This window comes from Mucilaginibacter sp. (genome assembly GCF_041088075.1).
GTDB lineage: Bacteria > Bacteroidota > Bacteroidia > Sphingobacteriales > Sphingobacteriaceae > Mucilaginibacter_A.
On sequence record NZ_JBGCVY010000018.1, the window covers coordinates 1 to 17,486 of the forward strand.

Below are 17,486 nucleotides of genomic sequence, written 5' to 3' on the forward strand. Positions count from 1 at the left end.
TATCTTCATAATGTTTACTTGTTTTTAGTAAATCATCTATAAAACAAAATATTCCTATAATTTTATCCTTGGTAAGCATCATCATTAGTTCTTTAGTTGTGGTAAACCAAAGTTCCCTTTTTTGATGCTTACTCCTTTATCCTTTTATTAGCAACTTGAGTTATTTAGCTAAATTTGAAACAAGCCGTTCAGTTTGTACCTGGGTTTTTGCCAGGATTTCTTCGGCGGCCATTCGTCCGGTTTCCGCGGCACCGTTCATATAGCCTTGGAAGTTAAGGCTGCAATGTTCGCCGGCAAAGTGCAGGTTGCCAATCGCCTTCCTTTCGGCCCCGCGGATACTGGTATATTGCCCAACTTTATAGCACGAATAACTGCCAAGCGTAAAAGGGTAAGTTGGCCAATGCATCCTTTTTACATTGCCGTTAAAAGCCTTTTTGCAGCCTGGCCACATTTGTTCTAACTGGTCAACAAACTTTGGTGCCTGGGATTCCGGCGTTCCGTTTCCCAATTGTAAGCCGTCGTTTCCGCCTTGAAACACCGTATAACCGCCGTTTTTACCGGGCTGTGCCTGGCTATTGTCCCATCCGGTTTGTATGGCATTGTTTGTAAAGGCGTAACCGCTGTATTGATATTTGCGCCAAACCCTGCTGTCAAAGCCCAGCAACAGTTTGGAGTTGGTGCCATAGCCTACGTTTTTTATCGCTTGTGATTTCCATTTTGGCAAGGCCACATCCAATTCAATATTTCTTAAAACACTAAAAGGGATGGTACAAACCACCACATCGGCATTAACTGTTGTTATCGAATTATTTGCATTTAAAAAATACAAGGTGTAGCCTGTTGCGGTCTGTTTTATTTTTACCAGCACGTTTTCCGTGTAAACCTGGTCTTTAACCCGCGCGTAAAGTTTATCGGTTAAAGTTTGGTTGCCGCCTGCAATCTTATAACGCTCGTCGCTTTCGCCAAAAATTTCAAACCCGCCGGAAGTGTCCGGGTTGAACAGGAATAAAAAGTTGATGGCAGATTGTACGTCTGTTTCCAGCCCGTATTCGGTTAAGTAGGCCGTTTCTATTCCTTTGCGGATAAACCCGGTCATGCCGATGCCGTCCAGGTATTCTTTAACGCTCATCCGGTCAAAACGCTTTGAAGTAGCGTCATTGTCGTCATAAGTGATTTCATCGGGCAGCGAATTTATATCGGCATCAATCCTGGAAGCATAAGGCAAAAAAGCTTTGATCACTTCTTTTTCAGCATAAAACCTGCCGTCTATAAAAAAGCTGTCCCTGGCAAATTTTTCTTCTGTTGCAGATCGGGTATCTAATAAAGAAAGGCCGAACTCGCTGCACAGTTGAAGCATGTCATCATGTCCCGAATCAATAAACTCCCCGCCCAGTTCTGTGTAAATATCCGGTGCCAAGATATTACTTTTAGAAAAAATCCTGCCGCCAACCCGTTTTGAGCCTTCGTAAACCGTGGCAAAACGCCCTGCTTTTTTCAGTTGGTAGGCACAGTTCAATCCGGCCATGCCTGCGCCTATAATCACCGTTTTGGGCTGGGATTGGCTTTGGCTGAGGTTTGCCGAAAAACCCGGTAGTTTAACGGCAGGCGTTACCTCAACCGCTTTTTTGCAGGCATTTAAAAGGCCAGCGGCACTGATTAAAGCACCTGTTTTCATCAGGTCGCCAATAAACTTTCTTCGTTGCAGGCTGCTTTGTACAAGTTCTTCAATCAACTCATCAACCGGTGCACTATTGGTTTTTTGAGATTCTTTGGCAATAGAAAAAGCTTTGCGCAGCGCATTGAGCAAAGGCGCACGGTTTTGTTTTTTTAAATTATTCATAAAGGTTTTTTGTTGTTCCTGTTTTCAGGCAACTTATACTGCTTTTAAAGGAAATAAGGTTACGGTTTGGATGCTTCTTTTATGGCCTAAAAATCATTAAGCAGTTTTTTTTAAAAAAGATGAAAGGCCGGGCACCAATTTTTTAGTGCTAAAAGAAGCATGGCAATTTTCAGGAATTAACCTTTGAACAAGTTTTATAATTAAAATGTTATCATCTTTATGTTGTAGAAAAACAGGTTTTGTTTACTTGGCAAAGTAGCAATTCCTGTTTATTTTGCGCATCAGGTATAAACTTATTACCTTTAAGAAACCAATATAACCACTTTTTGCAAGGTGAGCAAAGATTTTGTTGACAGCAGCTGTATTTGCCAATTAAGGGCAGGGGATGAGCCTGCTTTTGCCGCTGTTTATGAGCGGTATGGGGAGAAGGTTTATCGTCTTGCCTTTAGGTTTTTAAAAGATCGGGCACAGAGCGAAGAAATAGTGCAGGAAACTTTTATAAAACTTTGGCTGACCAAAAGCCAATTGGACCCGCAAGGCAATTTATGGCTGTACCTGTTTGTAATTGCCAAGCGCCTGTCTATAAACGCACTTCGCCAACACAATCAATCTGCTGATGCCTTAGGGCAATTTGCCACCCGGATGGTAGAAACCCATAATGTAACTGAAGAACAAATTATAGCGCACGACCTGGAACAATTTACAGAGAAGATATTACAAAAACTGCCTAACCAACAGCAGCAGGTTTTTAAAATGAGCCGCAGGGAGGGCCTGACCCACAAAGAGATTGCAGAGCGGCTGCATATTTCACCCAATACCGTAAAAAATCATATGGTAGAAGCGTTAAAAACTTTAAAATCTTATTTAAAATATGCCGATTTTATTTGTCTGATTCTTTTTGAACTTCTTCAGCGCGTGTCTAATTTTTAATGAAGTATATATGCTTCTTTTATCACCTAAAAAATGGTAAGTGTTTAGTTTTTGATCTATAAAAGTTGATGCGAACACCAATTTTTAGGTGATAAAAGAAGCATTGCGTTTTTTCTGATATTAATTTAACAGGCCCTTAAAAAAATATTTTACTTTTTAATAGTCGTATCAGCTCGGCCCGGTGTTCTGTATATATCTCTCCCCAACATGGGCCGATATAAACCAATTAGAACATGAACGAGGCAAAGCTGAAACGCTTGTTGCACGATTATTTTAATGATACCATCAATCATGCAGATTGTATGGAGCTGTTGGAATATTTAAAAAATACAGATGCCGGCAAGATAGAAGGGTATATATCAGAAGACCTGTTGAAGTTAGATGAGGGGCCTGAGCTGATGCCGTTGCAGGCCCGGGATATATGGAAGCAAATTACTTCGGATGTCCGCTATGCCAACATTGCCGCTCAGGTAACAGATAACCAATCCCCTGCTGTTAAATTATACCGCAAAACCTGGTTTTGGGTGGCTGCAGCCTTACTGGTTTTTCTTGCTGTCGGGTTAATCTTTTTCAACCGGCAGTTTGCTCCGCCTGTTGCTAATAAGCGCTATGTAAAGCATGAAAACAATAACGTTATATTGCCCGGCAGTAATAAGGCAATTTTAACCACAGCTAACGGAGAAGTACTTGTATTGGAACAGGCCGCAAATGGATTGATCGTTAAGAGCGGCAACATTAAAGTGCTCAAAACCCATAATGGGCAAATCATATACAATTTAAAGGATCAAAAGCAGTCTTCTTCAGTACAGCAAATTAGCTATAATACCTTAACTACGCCAAAAGGGGGAGAATACCAGGTGGTACTGGCCGACGGAACCAAAATTTGGCTTAATGCTGCTTCTTCCATTACCTATCCCACCGCTTTCGGCAATAAAGAAAGGCGGATAAAATTAAGCGGGGAAGCTTACTTTGAAGTTGCCAAAGATGCCCGCAAGCCATTTTATGTTAATACAGCTAACGGGCAAATCAGGGTGTTGGGCACACATTTTAACATTTCTGCTTACCCGGATGACGATGTAACTTCAACTACTTTGCTGGAAGGCACCGTCCAGGTAACCAAAAACCAGTCCTCTTCCTTGCTTAAGCCCGGCCAGCAGGCCAGCATCAGCCGCGGATCAGATCAGATCAGGGTAGCTGAAGCCAAAATGGATGAAGTAATGGCTTGGAAAAATGGCTATTTTATTTTTGATGAAGACAATATTGCCGATATAATGAAAAAGGTTTCCCGGTGGTACGATGTTGATGTGCAATATCATGGCTCTGTTGATGATCAGAAATTTGGAGGGACTTTTCACCGGTCAAAAAGCATTTCTGATCTGCTGCATTACCTTGAAAAAATCGGGAATATCCACTTTTTAATTACAGGAAGGAGGATAACCGTGACCAGATAAACCTACTCTTAACAGCGGTTATCCGGAAAAAAAGCCAGAGGTGTTTGCAGCAGCCCTGGCCGACGAGCCGGAGACCCCAGTCGGGCAACCGTAACTTATTGCAGCTATACAACCAATTACCAATTAACCTAACATTCAAATGTATAAAAATTTTACTGCTTTTATTAAGGGCAAGCAACCCTGCTGTCTTTATAAACCGTTGCTTATCATGAAGCTAATTATGATCCTGCTTACAGTTACTGCCTTACAGGTAGCCGCAGCAACTTATGCCCAAGAAGTTACATTCAGTTTTAAACAGGCCAAACTGAAAGAAGTCTTTGGTAAAATTCAGGCACAAACCAATTATGATATTTTATATAAAGCCGAAGATTTAAAACAGGCCAAACTGGTAACCGTTAACCTGACCAACATGCCTTTGAGGCAAGCACTGGACATTTGTTTAAGCAAGCAGCCACTTACCTACTCCATTGAAAACACCACCATTTTAATTACCCGCAAGCCTGTATTAACTGAGGGTAAAATAGCGGCAGCCATCCCCATCAGAGGCCGGGTAACGGATACGGTAGGGCAGCCGCTGCCAGGGGTAACTATACTGGAAAAAAACACACGAAACGCAGCAGTTACGGATGCAAACGGTAACTTTTCTATAACGGTAACCGATAATAACGCAGTGCTTCAACTGAGCTTTATCGGGTTTGTAACACAGGAAATCCCGGTAGCGGGCAGAACTTCTTTCAATATCAGGCTCCGGGAAAGCAAAACGGTTTTGAACGAGGTAGTGGTAGTAGGATATGGTACCCAAAGCAGAAAGGATTTAAGTACAGCTATCAGTACGGTTGGTTCAAAAGAAATCGGACGGCAGGTGGTTACAAGTTTTGAAAATGCACTGCAAGGGCAAGCACCAGGGGTGCAAATCAACAATCCAACCGGACAGCCTGGTTCAGCTATCAGCGTTAATATCCGCGGGTTAAGCTCTGTTAGTTTAACTACTGGCCCGCTTTACGTGATAGATGGTGTACCAGTGCAGCCAAGCTATGATGAAGAGGTTAGCATCGGTAACCAAAGGCCAAACCCATTAAGCAGTATCAATCCGAATGATATTGAATCAATAGATGTGTTGAAAGATGGTGCATCGGCCGCTATTTATGGCAACAGGGCTTCTAATGGCGTTGTTGTTATTACGACCAAAAGAGGCAGGGCCGGAAAACCTCAAATTGGCTTTAACATGTATTACGGCCTTCAAAAAATTGAAAAAAAGATTGCTTTGTTAAATGGCCAGCAATTTGCTACCGTTTTTAATCAGGCGAGGGCAAATGCAGGATTAAGTGCGGCTTATAATCCTGATACCGTTCGCACAAATACTAACTGGCAAGACCTGCTTTACCGCACAGCACCCATGCAAAATTATCAGTTAAGTGTAGCTGGTGGAGGAGACAAGTCAAAGTACTATATATCAGGCGGATACCAGGATCAACAGGGTATTCTTCTCAATTCTGATTTTAAACGTTATTCGGTAAAGATAAACCTGGACCAACAGATAGCAGATAAATTTAAAATCGGTACCAGCCTAAGTTTAGCAAACACATTAAATAACCGAAGTGTAAGAAGTGAATCAGCGCTTAATAATTCAGGTGTGGTTTTGGGCGCATTGCAGCAAATCCCAACGATGCCTGTTTACAATGCAAATGGCACTTATGCTTTAAACCCATTTTCGCAAACAGATAATCCATACGGTGCATTAGTAGAAACCCACAACAATATTTCCCTAAATCAAATATTTGGCAATACCTATGGAGAGTATTCATTTATGAAAAACTTGGTATTACGTTCCTCTATTGGTATTGATTATCACGCACAAACTGAGAACCAGTTTAATACAAGGGAATTACCGGGCTTTGAAAATGCGCCCTCGGCAAGTCGTGGAAGTGCAGCAACCGGAACCAATACGGCCACCGTTTGGCTTTGGGAAAACACGTTGACTTATACACCTAATTTAGGAAACGGGAATGACCTGACACTTCTTGCAGGCCAATCTGTTCAAAACTCTGACCGGTTTACTTCAAGTGCTTCAGGCTTTGGTTTCCCTTCAGATGCAGTTCCTTTCCTTTACGCAGCAAGTAATATATCTGGCATATCAAGTTATAGGGACCAATGGGGCCTGATCAGTTATTTTGCCAGGGCAAACTATAACTATAATGGCCGTTACTATCTTTCCGGAAGTGTAAGGGCCGATGGGTCAAGCCGCTTTTCTAAAGAAAACAGGTTCGGTTATTTTCCGGCAGTGTCAGCAGCATGGCGGATATCCCAGGAATCCTTTTTCCACAAAACCGATGCTTTGTCTGAAGTGAAATTAAGGGGAAGTTTTGGTGCAAACGGAAATCAGAACATTGGTGTTTATGATCGTTTCAGTACGTATGGCACTGGGTATAATTATCCAAATTATACAGGCAACGGAACCGTAATTGGCGGTATTGCCCCGGCTGTTATTGGCAACAATAATGTGAAATGGGAAACAACGTATCAAACTGATCTTGGTTTAGACCTGGGTTTCTTAAATGACCGTTTGAATGTAACTTTGGATGCATATGTCAAAAACACTAATAATTTATTGACTGCTGTTCCTTTGTCATTTAGTTCAGGCGCTCAAAATGCAACTATTATACAAAACCTTGGAAAGATCCAAAACAAAGGTTTTGAAATTGCTATCAATAGTGTGAATGTTCGTTCAAACGGATTTAACTGGAACACACAATTCAACTTTAGCTTGAACAGGAACAAAGTTGTTGACCTGGGAACTTTAGTAAATGCCAGTGGTAAAACAGTTGACAGACAAATTATTTATGGTTTTTCAACCGTGCAGAAAGGGCAGCCGCTTGGTGCGTTCTACGGATATGTGGTACAAGGGATTTTTCAAAGTGCCGCTGAGGTAGCAAGCGCGCCTAAACAACCCAATGCAGCAGCCGGTGATCTACGTTTTGCCGACTTAAACGGTGATGGTGTAATTAATGACAGCGACCGTAAAGTTATAGGAGACCCAAACCCTAAGTTTATAAGCGGTATTACAAATACATTGAGTTATAAAGGCGTTGATTTAAGCTTCTTTTTCCAAGGAAGTTTTGGGAACAAAATATTTAACAATAACCGCTCGCTGATTGAAAATATGGCCAACCCCTTCAATCAGTCAACAGCAGTTTTAAATGCCTGGACCCGCTCCGGACAGGATACCAACATACCGAGAGAAGTATATGGTGATCCAAACGAAAATGGCCGTTTCTCAACCCAATATTTGGAAAGCGGAACTTATGTGCGGTTGAAAAACCTGACCTTAGGATATACTTTACCAGCGCAATTTTTGAAAAAAGCTAAAATCAGCAGTGTAAGGATTTACCTTTCCGGCCAAAATATGCTAACGTTTACCAAATACAAAGGATATGACCCGGAAGTAAATGCAAACCCACTTTCCAGCACCCAGTTTGGACAGGATTATGGCGTTTACCCTTCTGCCAAAGTTTATACTGCAGGTATCAATGTGCAATTTTAAACCACATAATAATTAAACAACACAATGAAAATATATAAGAATTCGTTTCTCCTGATTTCGGCCTTAGCAACAATGGCCATAACAGGTTGTAAAAAAGTACTGGACAAACCACCACTTACTGCGATAACATCTGTCAATTACTTTAAAAACGGTGATGATGCAGAATCTGCCATCACTGGCTGTTATGATGCTTTGCAAACTTCGGATTACTATGGCGCTTCCCTAAACCTAACGGGGGAAATGCCTTCGGATGACGCAACCAGCGTAAACACCGATGTAATCCCTATGGATAAAATACAATGGGGTTCAACATCAGGGGTACCCAATGGAATATACCGCGCTGCATTCATCGGTATCAACCGTGCAAATACCGTACTGGCTTATGTCCCCGGTATTACAAACACTATTTTACCGGCAAGAAGAAATCAAATAGTAGGCGAAGCTTACTTTTTACGGGCTTTACACTATTTCAACCTGGTTAAATGTTTTGGCGGTGTGCCTTTGCATTTACAGCCTTCAGAAACGGCAGGTCAATCAGCAATGGCCCGTTCAACACCAGAACAGGTGTATGCACAGATTGAATCAGATTTAAATTCTGCAGAGGGAATGTTGCCGGTTACTTTTGGCGGAGGACAATCTTTAGACCGGACAAGGGCTACAAAAGGCGCAGTTAACGCTTTGCAAGCCAAAGTTTATCTATATGAAAGAAAATGGAACCAGTCTATGGCTGCAGCCAACAAGGTTTTGACCAGTGGTAATTATGGTACATTAACTACGCCATGGAACACTTTGTTCCCTTTTAAAAATAAATCGGAATCTATTATGGAAGTTCAATATTTTGGCAATCCTGAAAGTGGCTTTACATTGCCTGATGAAATTTTGCCATCTCCTCCTGCAACTTACTCTTATCCTAAATTTAATATCCCAACTAATGAATTCATGAGTTACGTAGATACCACTAATGACATCCGGTTTAAAAGGGTAGGCAAAGTAACAGGCGGGATTAGTTATGGCAGTGTAGTGTACGGTGGCAAAGGAACTGGGAATGACAACGGCTGGTTTATATACAAGTGGAGAACCGGTAATTATTTTAATAGTCCGGATAATTACCCGATATTAATGCTTGACGAAGTTTACCTGATGGAAGCAGAAGCATCTAATGAAGCAAGCGGCCCAAACCAGGATGCTTTGGATAAATTGAATGCCATTCGTACCAGGGCCGGCCTTGCCCCGCTCACGTTAGCTACTTTATCAACCAAGGCTTTATTTAGGGATGCCATTGACCGGGAACGCAGGCTGGAGCTTGCATTTGTAGGCGAAAGATGGTTTGACCTGGTTCGGTATAGCCGCCAAACTATGGCAGACCCTACTGCAACCCATAAAGTTGATGCTTTGGCAATTATTAAACAATTTAGGCCAACTGCGGACGCAAATTATTTATTGTTTGCAATTCCTTTGGGAGAATTAAACACAAACCCGCTTATACAACAAAACCCCGGGTTTTAAAAACCGTTTAGAGCCTGCTTAAATTCATAAAAGAAAAAATGTGAATGCTTCTTTTACCCTATAAAAATTGGTGTTTGCATCAGCTTAAACAAATCAAAAACCAATTGCCCACCAATTTTTAGGTGATAAAAGAAGCATAGATACTTTAACTAACAGAATTTAAACAGGCTCTTAACCTCATTGCGTTATTTTAAATGCTTCTTTTATCCTATAAAAATTGGTAATTGAGTTGCCTTTTGTCTGGGATAAAAAACAAACACAAGATTTACAGGCATAAAAAAGAAGCATGATCATCAATCCTAAGCATATCTAAGGGTTTGATATGAACTAAAAAAACAGGCCCTTAACAGTTATTTACAAGCAGGGAAGCGAAAAGCTTCCCTCTATTAAAATATGTGTTCATGAAAAGTGAAAAGAAAAATAGGTTTTTGTACTTCGGCCTGATTTTGACAGGCTTATATCTGATAGCTGCTTGTTCAAAAAAGACCGACGGCAATACCCCTACGCCACCTGTAGTACCACCGGCAACCCCGACAAAGTCGGACGTTGCAGTATGGCTAACCATGCCCGATAAATCATCCTTGTTTCAAAAACAAAATATAACACTAAATTTCAGCAGTACTGCCAGCTCCAATACAACCCTTACGGTAGATACGGCCCAAGTATTTCAAACCATTGACGGGTTCGGGTTTGCGTTAACGGGCGGTAGTGCATCTTTGATCAATTCCCTTAATTCAACGCAACAAGATGCTTTGCTTAAGGAACTTTTTACTACCGATAGTGCGCATATTGGTATCAGTTATTTAAGGATAAGTATCGGGGCATCAGATTTAGTGCCCGCACCTTATACTTATGACGATGGGCCGGTAGATGTAAACCTGCAAAATTTCAGCATTGACAAAGAGAAAACCGATTTTCTGCCTGTACTAAAAAAGGTTTTAGCGCTCAATCCGAATATCAAAATCCTGGCGACTTCCTTCACGGCACCTGCCTGGATGAAGACAAACAACAGTTTTGTAGGCGGTAAGCTTAACCCGATTTATTATGATGCTTTTGGCAATTACTTTGTAAAATATTTTCAAGCCATGAAAGCGCAGGGAATAAATATAGATGCAGTTACTTTGCAAAATGAGCCATTGAACCCGTACAATAACCCAAGTATGGTGATGCTGGCAGATGAACAAACCAACTTTATTAAAAACTATGTAGGCCCTAAACTTTTGCAGGCAGGCATTACAACAAAAATAATTTGTTATGATCACAATCCCGATCATGAAGCTTATGCAGACAGTGTTCTTCGCGATCCTGTAGCCAATACCTTTGTTGATGGTTCTGCATTTCATTTATATGCAGGTTCAATAGGTGCATTATCAACGCTGCATAATGCATTCCCAAATAAAAATATTTATTTTACAGAACAATACACTGGCTATCCGAGCAATTTTGCTGCTGATATACAATGGGCTTTTAGCAACCTGATTATTGGCGCTACCAGAAACTGGAGTAAAAACGTATTGGAATGGAACCTGGCATCAGACCCAAACTTAGGCCCACATACTGATGGCGGCTGCAAAAATTGTTTAGGTGCAGTTACCATCGGAACAACTATTTCAAGGAATGTATCTTATTACATTATTGCACATGCGTCAAAGTTTGTAAGGCCGGGCGCTGTTCGGATTGCTTCGGATGATTCTAATACGCTTCCCAACGTGGCTTTTAAAAATACAGATGGCAGCAAAGTCTTGATCGTTTTGAACAATACAAGTTCTTATCAAACCTTTAACATAAAGTTTAACAATAAAACAGTAGCTGCAACTCTTGCCGGCGGAGCTGTGGCAACTTACATCTGGTAATGCGCGCACTGGTTTTGCCTTTCAAAACCTTTAATACGGAAATCAAAAAGCTGCCCGGTGCTTTTTGATTTTGGTATTCTTAAAAAACCATACCTGCTTAGGGGCTGTTAAATTTTATACCAGGCCCTTTGCTATTCCCGGGTTTGATGCCAATGCTTCCTTTACCCTATAAAATTGGTGCCTGCATCAATTTAAATAAAATCAAAAACGAAATGTTTGCCAATTTTTAGGCGGTAAAAGAAGCATTGAAGCCCAGTTGGGTAAATTTAAAAAGGCCCTTGTTGGGATGCTTCTTTTACGGCATAAAAATCATTGGGCTTCTTTTGTTAAAAAAATGAAACACCAATTTTTTAACTTGCATTGATTAGGTTAATGCTGATCCTGATCAAATTGTGGCTAAGCCTTTTTGCCCAAAGTCCATCCTTTTCGGATAGTCGGGGTAGGTTTCGGGCCTGCAATCCAAGCATCTGTAATGGCACCGGTTACAAAAGCATAAATCCCTTTATGGATTAAATCAATAGCTTGTTCATCTTTCGGCCAGGTCCAGGGCAAAGAACCGGCACCTGTTGCATTTTCCAGCGTTTGGTCGTTCAGCAAGCGCAGGTTCATAAACAGGAACGAACCTATCGGACCCCTGATCCCTTTTTCTGCCATCAAACCTCTGACTGCGCCCAGCAAAATCCCCTGCCCCCAGTGCATCGCCCAGTTCATTGCCTCATTATCGGGTTTGGTGGGCAGGCCAAGCAAGCGTTCTAAAGTATGGGCAGGCATATAAGAATTTGGCCTTTTCGTAATCAATTGTTCCAGCTTTTCTGCCACGGTCATTGCGGCAACACCGGCTATTCCTGCTAAAACCCCTTGTAAAACTGCTTTACTGTTCATGCTTTTTTTATCGTTCAAGTTGATATTTAACTACATGCCTGGTGGGTTTTTGTTTATAACTATAACGTGTTTTATTGATTAAGAACACTTTTGTTATTTAACGATAGGGAATTTAAAACGCAAAAAAGTTTTTCCTTATTTACCAACCCATAGTAAGCTTACCAACTTTTAGCCGGTAAAAGAAGCATCGGAAATTAAACAAATCAATCCCCGCTAAAGCAAAAAATTGATAAAACTTTAATTGCCGCCTGGCCGTATGCCAAAAGAATGAAAAACGCCGGCGCTAAGCTTTAAAGCTGTTTGCACGGTAATTATTTAAACCGGGCCTTGCATTAATGGCAAAAGAAACAATCAACAAAAAATGTATTTTCTGATTTATACCAGTTATGCTTTGCACACCAATGACCAGGCTTTAAAAGCACTGTTGCAGCAAGCGCGCGAAAAGAACAAAAAGCAGGACGTTACCGGAATGCTGCTTTATTTGAACGGCATATTTATCCAACTGATCGAAGGCGGGCAAAAAGAGGTGCAGCAGTTGTACCAAGCCATCCGTAAAGACAACCGGCATAAAGAAGCCGTTGTTTTAAAGGAAGGCCCGATAGAAAAGCGTTATTTTACCGATTGGTCTATGGGCTTTAAAGCTTTTTCTGCAGAAGAACTGGCGTATGAGGAAGGCTATAAGTGCCTGAATGGCCCTGGCCAGCCGGATATACAATCGGTACTTAAAGTTTTTGAATTATTGGCACCGGTAAATTAAATTCACCGTTGTTGGCCTTCCTTCCAAAAAATGAAGTTGCTTGCTATCGGCAATACCCAATGAACTGGTTTAAATTTACTCCTTTGTGCTTTATGCCAATGCTTCTTTTACCACCTAAAAATTGGTGTGTTTGGGTTTTTTGTCATGCCGAAATTTTTTCGGCATCCTACAAGCAAGGCTATCACTTGGAAGAGGGATCCTGAAAAGATTTCAGGATGACTAACGCCAATGCTTCTTTTACCACCCAAAAATTGGTGTGTTTAGGTTTTTTGTCATGCCGAAATTTTTTCGGCATCTCATCAGAAAGGTTATGATCTCGGAAGAGGGATCCTGAAAAAATTTCAGGATGACTAAAGGCAATGCTTCTTTTACCGGCATAAATTTGGTGTGTTTTTGTCATGCCGAAAAACCATTCGCCAGCCATCATTCAAACCGCTGCGGTTGATTTGGCATTCCCGTTTCTTTTGGTTTGTTGGTAATCGGTTGGCGTTGTGCCAAACTGCTTCAAAAAATTCCGGCCCAAATGCGATTGCGAGCTGTAACCGACCATCGTGGCAACTTCGTAAACTTTATAATCGCCTTCTTCCAGTAATTTTGCCGCTACTTTTAGCCGGGTGATGTTGATGAGTTCGTTGATGGTCAGGTTTGATATCGCTTTAACTTTTCGGTACAAAGTTGGCTTGCTCATGTTCATCAGGCCTGCAATATGCTCCACATCCAGATCGGTGTTTTGGATATTCTTATAAATCACAGCGTTTAGTTTTTCCAAAAAGTTTTCGTCGGATTTTGAATTGGCCATGCTTTTGATATGCGCCAGCGGCGAACTTGCAAAATGTTCTTTGATCTTGTTGCGGTTGCTCAGCAGGTTGGCAATTTGCACTTGCATGTGTTCGGGTGAAAATGGTTTTTCGATGTAAGCATCAGCACCAACTTCCAACCCTTCAATTTTGCTTTGCAACGTGTTTTTGGCCGTCAGCAAAATGATGGGCATGTGGCTATGGTCAAAATTGGTTTTGATCTGCTTGCAAAGTTCAAAACCGCTCATGCCCGGCATCATCACATCGCTGATGATCAATTGTATGTTTTCTATCTCGATCATGTCCAGGGCCTCTTGTCCGCTGGCCGCTTTCATCACGGTGTACTTCTCGCTCAAATCATCCGAAATAAAATCTAAAATTTCAGGGTTGTCATCTACTAACAAAATTATTGGCTTCATAAAAGGTAGGTTTATATCAGTATGGTCATTTACTGTTTCTTCGGAATTCAGGTCAAGGTCAAACTCCTTGTCCTGATGCACAGGCAAGGTTAAAGTAAAAATATTAAGTTGGTTAACAGGTTTATTTAAAGCAAGCACGCCTTTATGCAGTTCGGCCAGCGAGCGCGACAAAGATAAACCAATACCCGTTCCGATTTGCTTTTCTGTTTCTTTCAGCCTGAAAAAAGGCTCAAATATTTTTTCGCGCATCTCGTAAGGGATCAAATGCCCGTCGTTCCTGATCTCGATGGTAAAAGTACTTTCGCTTTGTTCAGGAGGCAACAATTCTACCGATACTGTTTTTACCGCATATTTTATGGCATTGTTAAGTAGGTTGCTCAGTATTTTATTTAGGGCTTCCAGGTCAACATAAGCAAACAGCGGTTCCGGCGGTAGTTGGAGTGCGCAGTTTAAATTCTTCTGTTCGGTAATGGGTTTAAAACCGGTAAAAATATCTTCCAGCAGTTCGGTAATGTTTGCTTTAACAAAATTGAGGCTAAAACTATTGGCCTCAGTTTTCCTGAAATCAAGCAATTGGTTGGTGAGATCGAGCAAGCGGTCGGTGTTTTTCTCCATGATTTTCAGGTTGTTTTGAATGTCAGGAACATGTGCCGACCTGCGGATCACTTTTTCCATTGGCCCTTTGATCAAAGTTAAAGGCGTACGGATTTCGTGGGCCACATGGGTAAAAAACTCAATTTTGGCGTTGTAAATTTGCTTTTCCTTGTCGTTCTCCAAAAGCTCGATCAGCCTTTTATTTTTGTTCCTGGTTCTGATGTGGTAACTTCTAAACAGGTAGTAAATAATAAACAGCCCCAAACCGGTATAAAGGATATAGGCAAAAGTGCTTGCCCAAATTGGCGGGGCAATGATGATCTCAAGCCGGGCATCCTGGTCGTTCCATTTACCGTTGCTGTTGGCCGTATTAACAATAAAGGTGTAATGCCCTGGCAAAAGCTGGGTAAAATAAACCTTTCTGTTTGTTTTGAGATAGTTCCAGCGGTTGTCCAAACCCTGCATTTTGTATTTGTACTGCGTCATTTCCGGCGAGGGGTAGCTCAACGCGGCAAAATCAATACTAAAGGAAGACTGGTCGTAGTCCAGCTTGATTTTATGCGTATAAATGATAGATTGGTTAAGCAAATTATGGTTGATGGCCACCTCTTTGTTAAACACCTGGAAACCGGTAATATAAACCGGCGCGACAAAATTATTATCATGGAACGAAAGTGGGTTAAAGCTTACCATCCCTTTTACACAGCCAAAATACAAGGTACCGTCTGCATCTTTAAAAGAAGAGTTGTAGTTAAACTGGTCGCTCAGCAAGCCGTTGGCTTTGGTATAAACCTTTAAGTTTTGGTTAATTAGGCTGAGGCTGACCAAGCCACGGCTGGTGCTTATCCACAAATTTTTGCCCGCGTCTTCCTGCATCCGGAAAACGTAGTTGCTGGGCATGCCGTTGTTTACATCGTATATTTTGTATTGGTTTTTGGCAGGGTTGTAACGCCAAACACCCAGGCCTTCGGTAGCAAACCAAAGCTGATGTTGGCTGTCTTCAAAAATGCCGTTCACCGTACTGCTGTTTAATGCTTCTTTTACCGGGTATTTATAGTCGAGCTTGCCGCCCAGGTTTGTTTTTGGGTTGAAGTAGTAAATACCGTCGCGCATGGTACCGACCCAAATGGTACCGTTGTGGTCTTCAATCATGGAATAAACAAAATCATGGGGCGGTACGTGTTTAATCAGGGTAAAATCATGGCTTGCCGGATTGTAACGGTAAAGGCCGTAGGTGGTGCCAACAAGGATTAAGCCTTTACTGGTTTTGCAAAAGCAAACCACAAAGCTGCTTTTCAAATCGTTGGGTTTTGGTCCGGCCAAAAAATGCCGGACAACTTTTCCCGTTGGTATATCCAGAATATCCAGTCCGCGGTCAAATGTCCCTACAAACAGGTTCCGGCCATCAGCCAGTAAACCGTGGATGTTGGTATTGGCAATACTGTTTTTACCGCCCGGATTATAGTGTGTCCAGGTATGTTTATCGCTGCTGAGCTTGTTAAGGCCGTTATCCTCCGTACCGATCCAAAAATTGCCGTATTGGTCTTTGCAGATTTCGCGCACCACATTCCCTTTTAAAGAATTTTTGTCAATGCCCGGATAAAATTTGTTGAAAGTAGTGTACTGTTTGGGGTAATAATTGACGCCGCCGAAATAAGTCCCTGCCCAAACCCCGCCTTCCGAATCCTGGTACAAAGCGTAAACGGCATTGTCTGAAATGGAGTAAGGGTCGTTGTACTGCTTTTTTAAATTGGTAAAAGTGCCTTTTTGGATGTTGTAGATAAACACGCCCGATTCCGTTGCAATCCAGTATTCGTTGTCGGCATATTTCAAAAAATCCCTTACGTAGATTTCTGTTTTATTCTGGTTATAAGTCAGCACATCTTTGTAAGTGCCTGTGCCGCAATCAAAAACCTTAAAGCCCTGGCTGGAAGTACCAACAAAAATAGTGTTGTTGCCAACCCATTCAATCTTTTCGATGAAATTGGAAGAAACCCGTTTAGAGTGGTCGAAAACGCTATAACTTTTAAAAGAGTTGTTTGCAGGGTCAAACTTTTCAATTGTGCCTGATGCGGATGAAACCCAAATCGTTTTATTGGCATCCAGGGTAATGCTGGTGGCATCAAAATGTTGAAAAGGTTGCATGTTGGTCAGCTTCCCGGTTTTATCGTTGTAGATAAATAAAGTATTGCCCGTAATAAACCAATAATTGTCGTTATCACATTTAATAATACATCGGATTGCCGCGTTGGTTGGTGTTTTTATATAAAGAAAGCTTTCATTTTGGGCATGGTATTGATAAACCCCTGCATCTGTGCCTACCCACAAAGCACCTTTGTCGTCTGTATAAAGTGTATGGATAAAATTATTGCCGATGCTTTTTTTATCGTTGATATTATGTCGGAATGTTTTGAAAGTATATCCGTCAAAACGGTTTAGGCCGTCCTTGGTCCCGAACCATAAAAAGCCCTGTTTATCTTGCAAACAGCAGTAAACCGTATTGTTGGAAAGGCCGTTTTCTACCTGGTAATGCTTAAAATAGTAAGGCTGTGCCAGGCAAAAACCAAACGGAAAGAGCAGGAAAATAAGGTACAGGCTAAGTTTCAAGTATGGTTTTTTTAATATTTATTCCGTGTTTTTTGATGTTGTGGCATTTGCTTATGATGCTTCTTTTACCGCATAAAAATTAGTGTTGAAAGGCCCTTCCCCGGTTCTTTCTGATTTTTCGGGAACGATTGCTAAATGGGAAAAAAACTTAAATAATTTTGCTTCAAATATAACTTACCGTTAATGTTGTTTGTAAAAAAAATGATACGTTTTAACTAATAATTGATAGGATTTGGATAACCAACAGCTTCAAAACCCTTTTTCTTTACACCAGGATTTTAGAAGTGTTAACCTAACATTTTTTAAACT

At 41.3% G+C, this 17,486-nt stretch carries 10 protein-coding genes; 6 read left to right on the forward strand and 4 right to left on the reverse strand.

The annotated features are described in order from the left end of the window. Nucleotides 1-160: 160 nt before the first annotated feature. Complete coding sequence (locus V5804_RS03230) at nucleotides 161-1,840, reverse strand: NAD(P)/FAD-dependent oxidoreductase (protein WP_369589932.1); 1,680 nt, start codon at nucleotides 1,838-1,840, stop codon at nucleotides 161-163. 333 nt (nucleotides 1,841-2,173) lie between these two features. Between V5804_RS03230 and V5804_RS03235 the strand changes: the two genes are divergently transcribed. The 5 genes from V5804_RS03235 to V5804_RS03255 all read left to right on the forward strand — a co-directional run bounded on the left by V5804_RS03235 (nucleotide 2,174) and on the right by V5804_RS03255 (nucleotide 11,121). Further along, nucleotides 2,174-2,770, forward strand: a complete 597-nt coding sequence (locus tag V5804_RS03235) for an RNA polymerase sigma factor (RefSeq protein ID WP_369589933.1) — start codon at nucleotides 2,174-2,176, stop codon at nucleotides 2,768-2,770. Nucleotides 2,771-3,003: 233 nt separating this feature from the next. Beyond that, complete coding sequence (locus V5804_RS03240) at nucleotides 3,004-4,221, forward strand: FecR domain-containing protein (protein ID WP_369589934.1); 1,218 nt, start codon at nucleotides 3,004-3,006, stop codon at nucleotides 4,219-4,221. Between the two features lie 208 nt (nucleotides 4,222-4,429). Continuing rightward, entirely contained in the window at nucleotides 4,430-7,762 is a 3,333-nt protein-coding gene (locus V5804_RS03245) for a TonB-dependent receptor (protein ID WP_369589935.1), read from the forward strand. A 24-nt stretch (nucleotides 7,763-7,786) separates the two neighbouring features. Further along, nucleotides 7,787-9,268 carry a RagB/SusD family nutrient uptake outer membrane protein gene (locus V5804_RS03250; protein WP_369589936.1) on the forward strand — a complete coding sequence of 494 codons (1,482 nt, stop codon included), beginning with the start codon at nucleotides 7,787-7,789 and terminating at the stop codon, nucleotides 9,266-9,268. A gap of 563 nt (nucleotides 9,269-9,831) precedes the next feature. Beyond that, complete coding sequence (locus V5804_RS03255) at nucleotides 9,832-11,121, forward strand: glycoside hydrolase family 30 beta sandwich domain-containing protein (RefSeq protein ID WP_369589937.1); 1,290 nt, start codon at nucleotides 9,832-9,834, stop codon at nucleotides 11,119-11,121. 396 nt (nucleotides 11,122-11,517) lie between these two features. Here the strand turns inward: V5804_RS03255 and V5804_RS03260 are convergent, their stop codons facing one another. Beyond that, nucleotides 11,518-12,003 (reverse strand): hypothetical protein, encoded by a 486-nt coding sequence (locus tag V5804_RS03260; RefSeq protein WP_369589938.1) that lies wholly within the window; start codon nucleotides 12,001-12,003, stop codon nucleotides 11,518-11,520. Nucleotides 12,004-12,364: 361 nt separating this feature from the next. Between V5804_RS03260 and V5804_RS03265 the strand changes: the two genes are divergently transcribed. Further along, on the forward strand, nucleotides 12,365-12,760 hold the full coding sequence (locus tag V5804_RS03265) for a BLUF domain-containing protein (protein WP_369589939.1): 396 nt from the start codon (nucleotides 12,365-12,367) through the stop codon (nucleotides 12,758-12,760). 181 nt (nucleotides 12,761-12,941) lie between these two features. Here the strand turns inward: V5804_RS03265 and V5804_RS03270 are convergent, their stop codons facing one another. After that, nucleotides 12,942-13,187 (reverse strand): hypothetical protein, encoded by a 246-nt coding sequence (locus tag V5804_RS03270; protein WP_369589940.1) that lies wholly within the window; start codon nucleotides 13,185-13,187, stop codon nucleotides 12,942-12,944. After that, nucleotides 13,188-17,177, reverse strand: a complete 3,990-nt coding sequence (locus V5804_RS03275) for a two-component regulator propeller domain-containing protein (RefSeq protein WP_369589941.1) — start codon at nucleotides 17,175-17,177, stop codon at nucleotides 13,188-13,190. Nucleotides 17,178-17,486 lie beyond the last annotated feature (309 nt).

What these genes read in the sequence shown, in the direction of transcription:
- V5804_RS03255 (WP_369589937.1), top strand. Translation starts at nt 9,832, where the DNA reads ATGCCCGATAAATCATCCTTGTTTCAAAAACAAAATATAACACTAAAT.
- V5804_RS03250 (WP_369589936.1), top strand. Translation starts at nt 7,787, where the DNA reads ATGAAAATATATAAGAATTCGTTTCTCCTGATTTCGGCCTTAGCAACA.
- V5804_RS03245 (WP_369589935.1), top strand. Translation starts at nt 4,430, where the DNA reads ATGAAGCTAATTATGATCCTGCTTACAGTTACTGCCTTACAGGTAGCC.
- V5804_RS03260 (WP_369589938.1), bottom strand. Translation starts at nt 12,003, where the DNA reads ATGAACAGTAAAGCAGTTTTACAAGGGGTTTTAGCAGGAATAGCCGGT.
- V5804_RS03265 (WP_369589939.1), top strand. Translation starts at nt 12,365, where the DNA reads ATGTATTTTCTGATTTATACCAGTTATGCTTTGCACACCAATGACCAG.
- V5804_RS03270 (WP_369589940.1), bottom strand. Translation starts at nt 13,187, where the DNA reads ATGATGGCTGGCGAATGGTTTTTCGGCATGACAAAAACACACCAAATT.
- V5804_RS03240 (WP_369589934.1), top strand. Translation starts at nt 3,004, where the DNA reads ATGAACGAGGCAAAGCTGAAACGCTTGTTGCACGATTATTTTAATGAT.
- V5804_RS03230 (WP_369589932.1), bottom strand. Translation starts at nt 1,840, where the DNA reads ATGAATAATTTAAAAAAACAAAACCGTGCGCCTTTGCTCAATGCGCTG.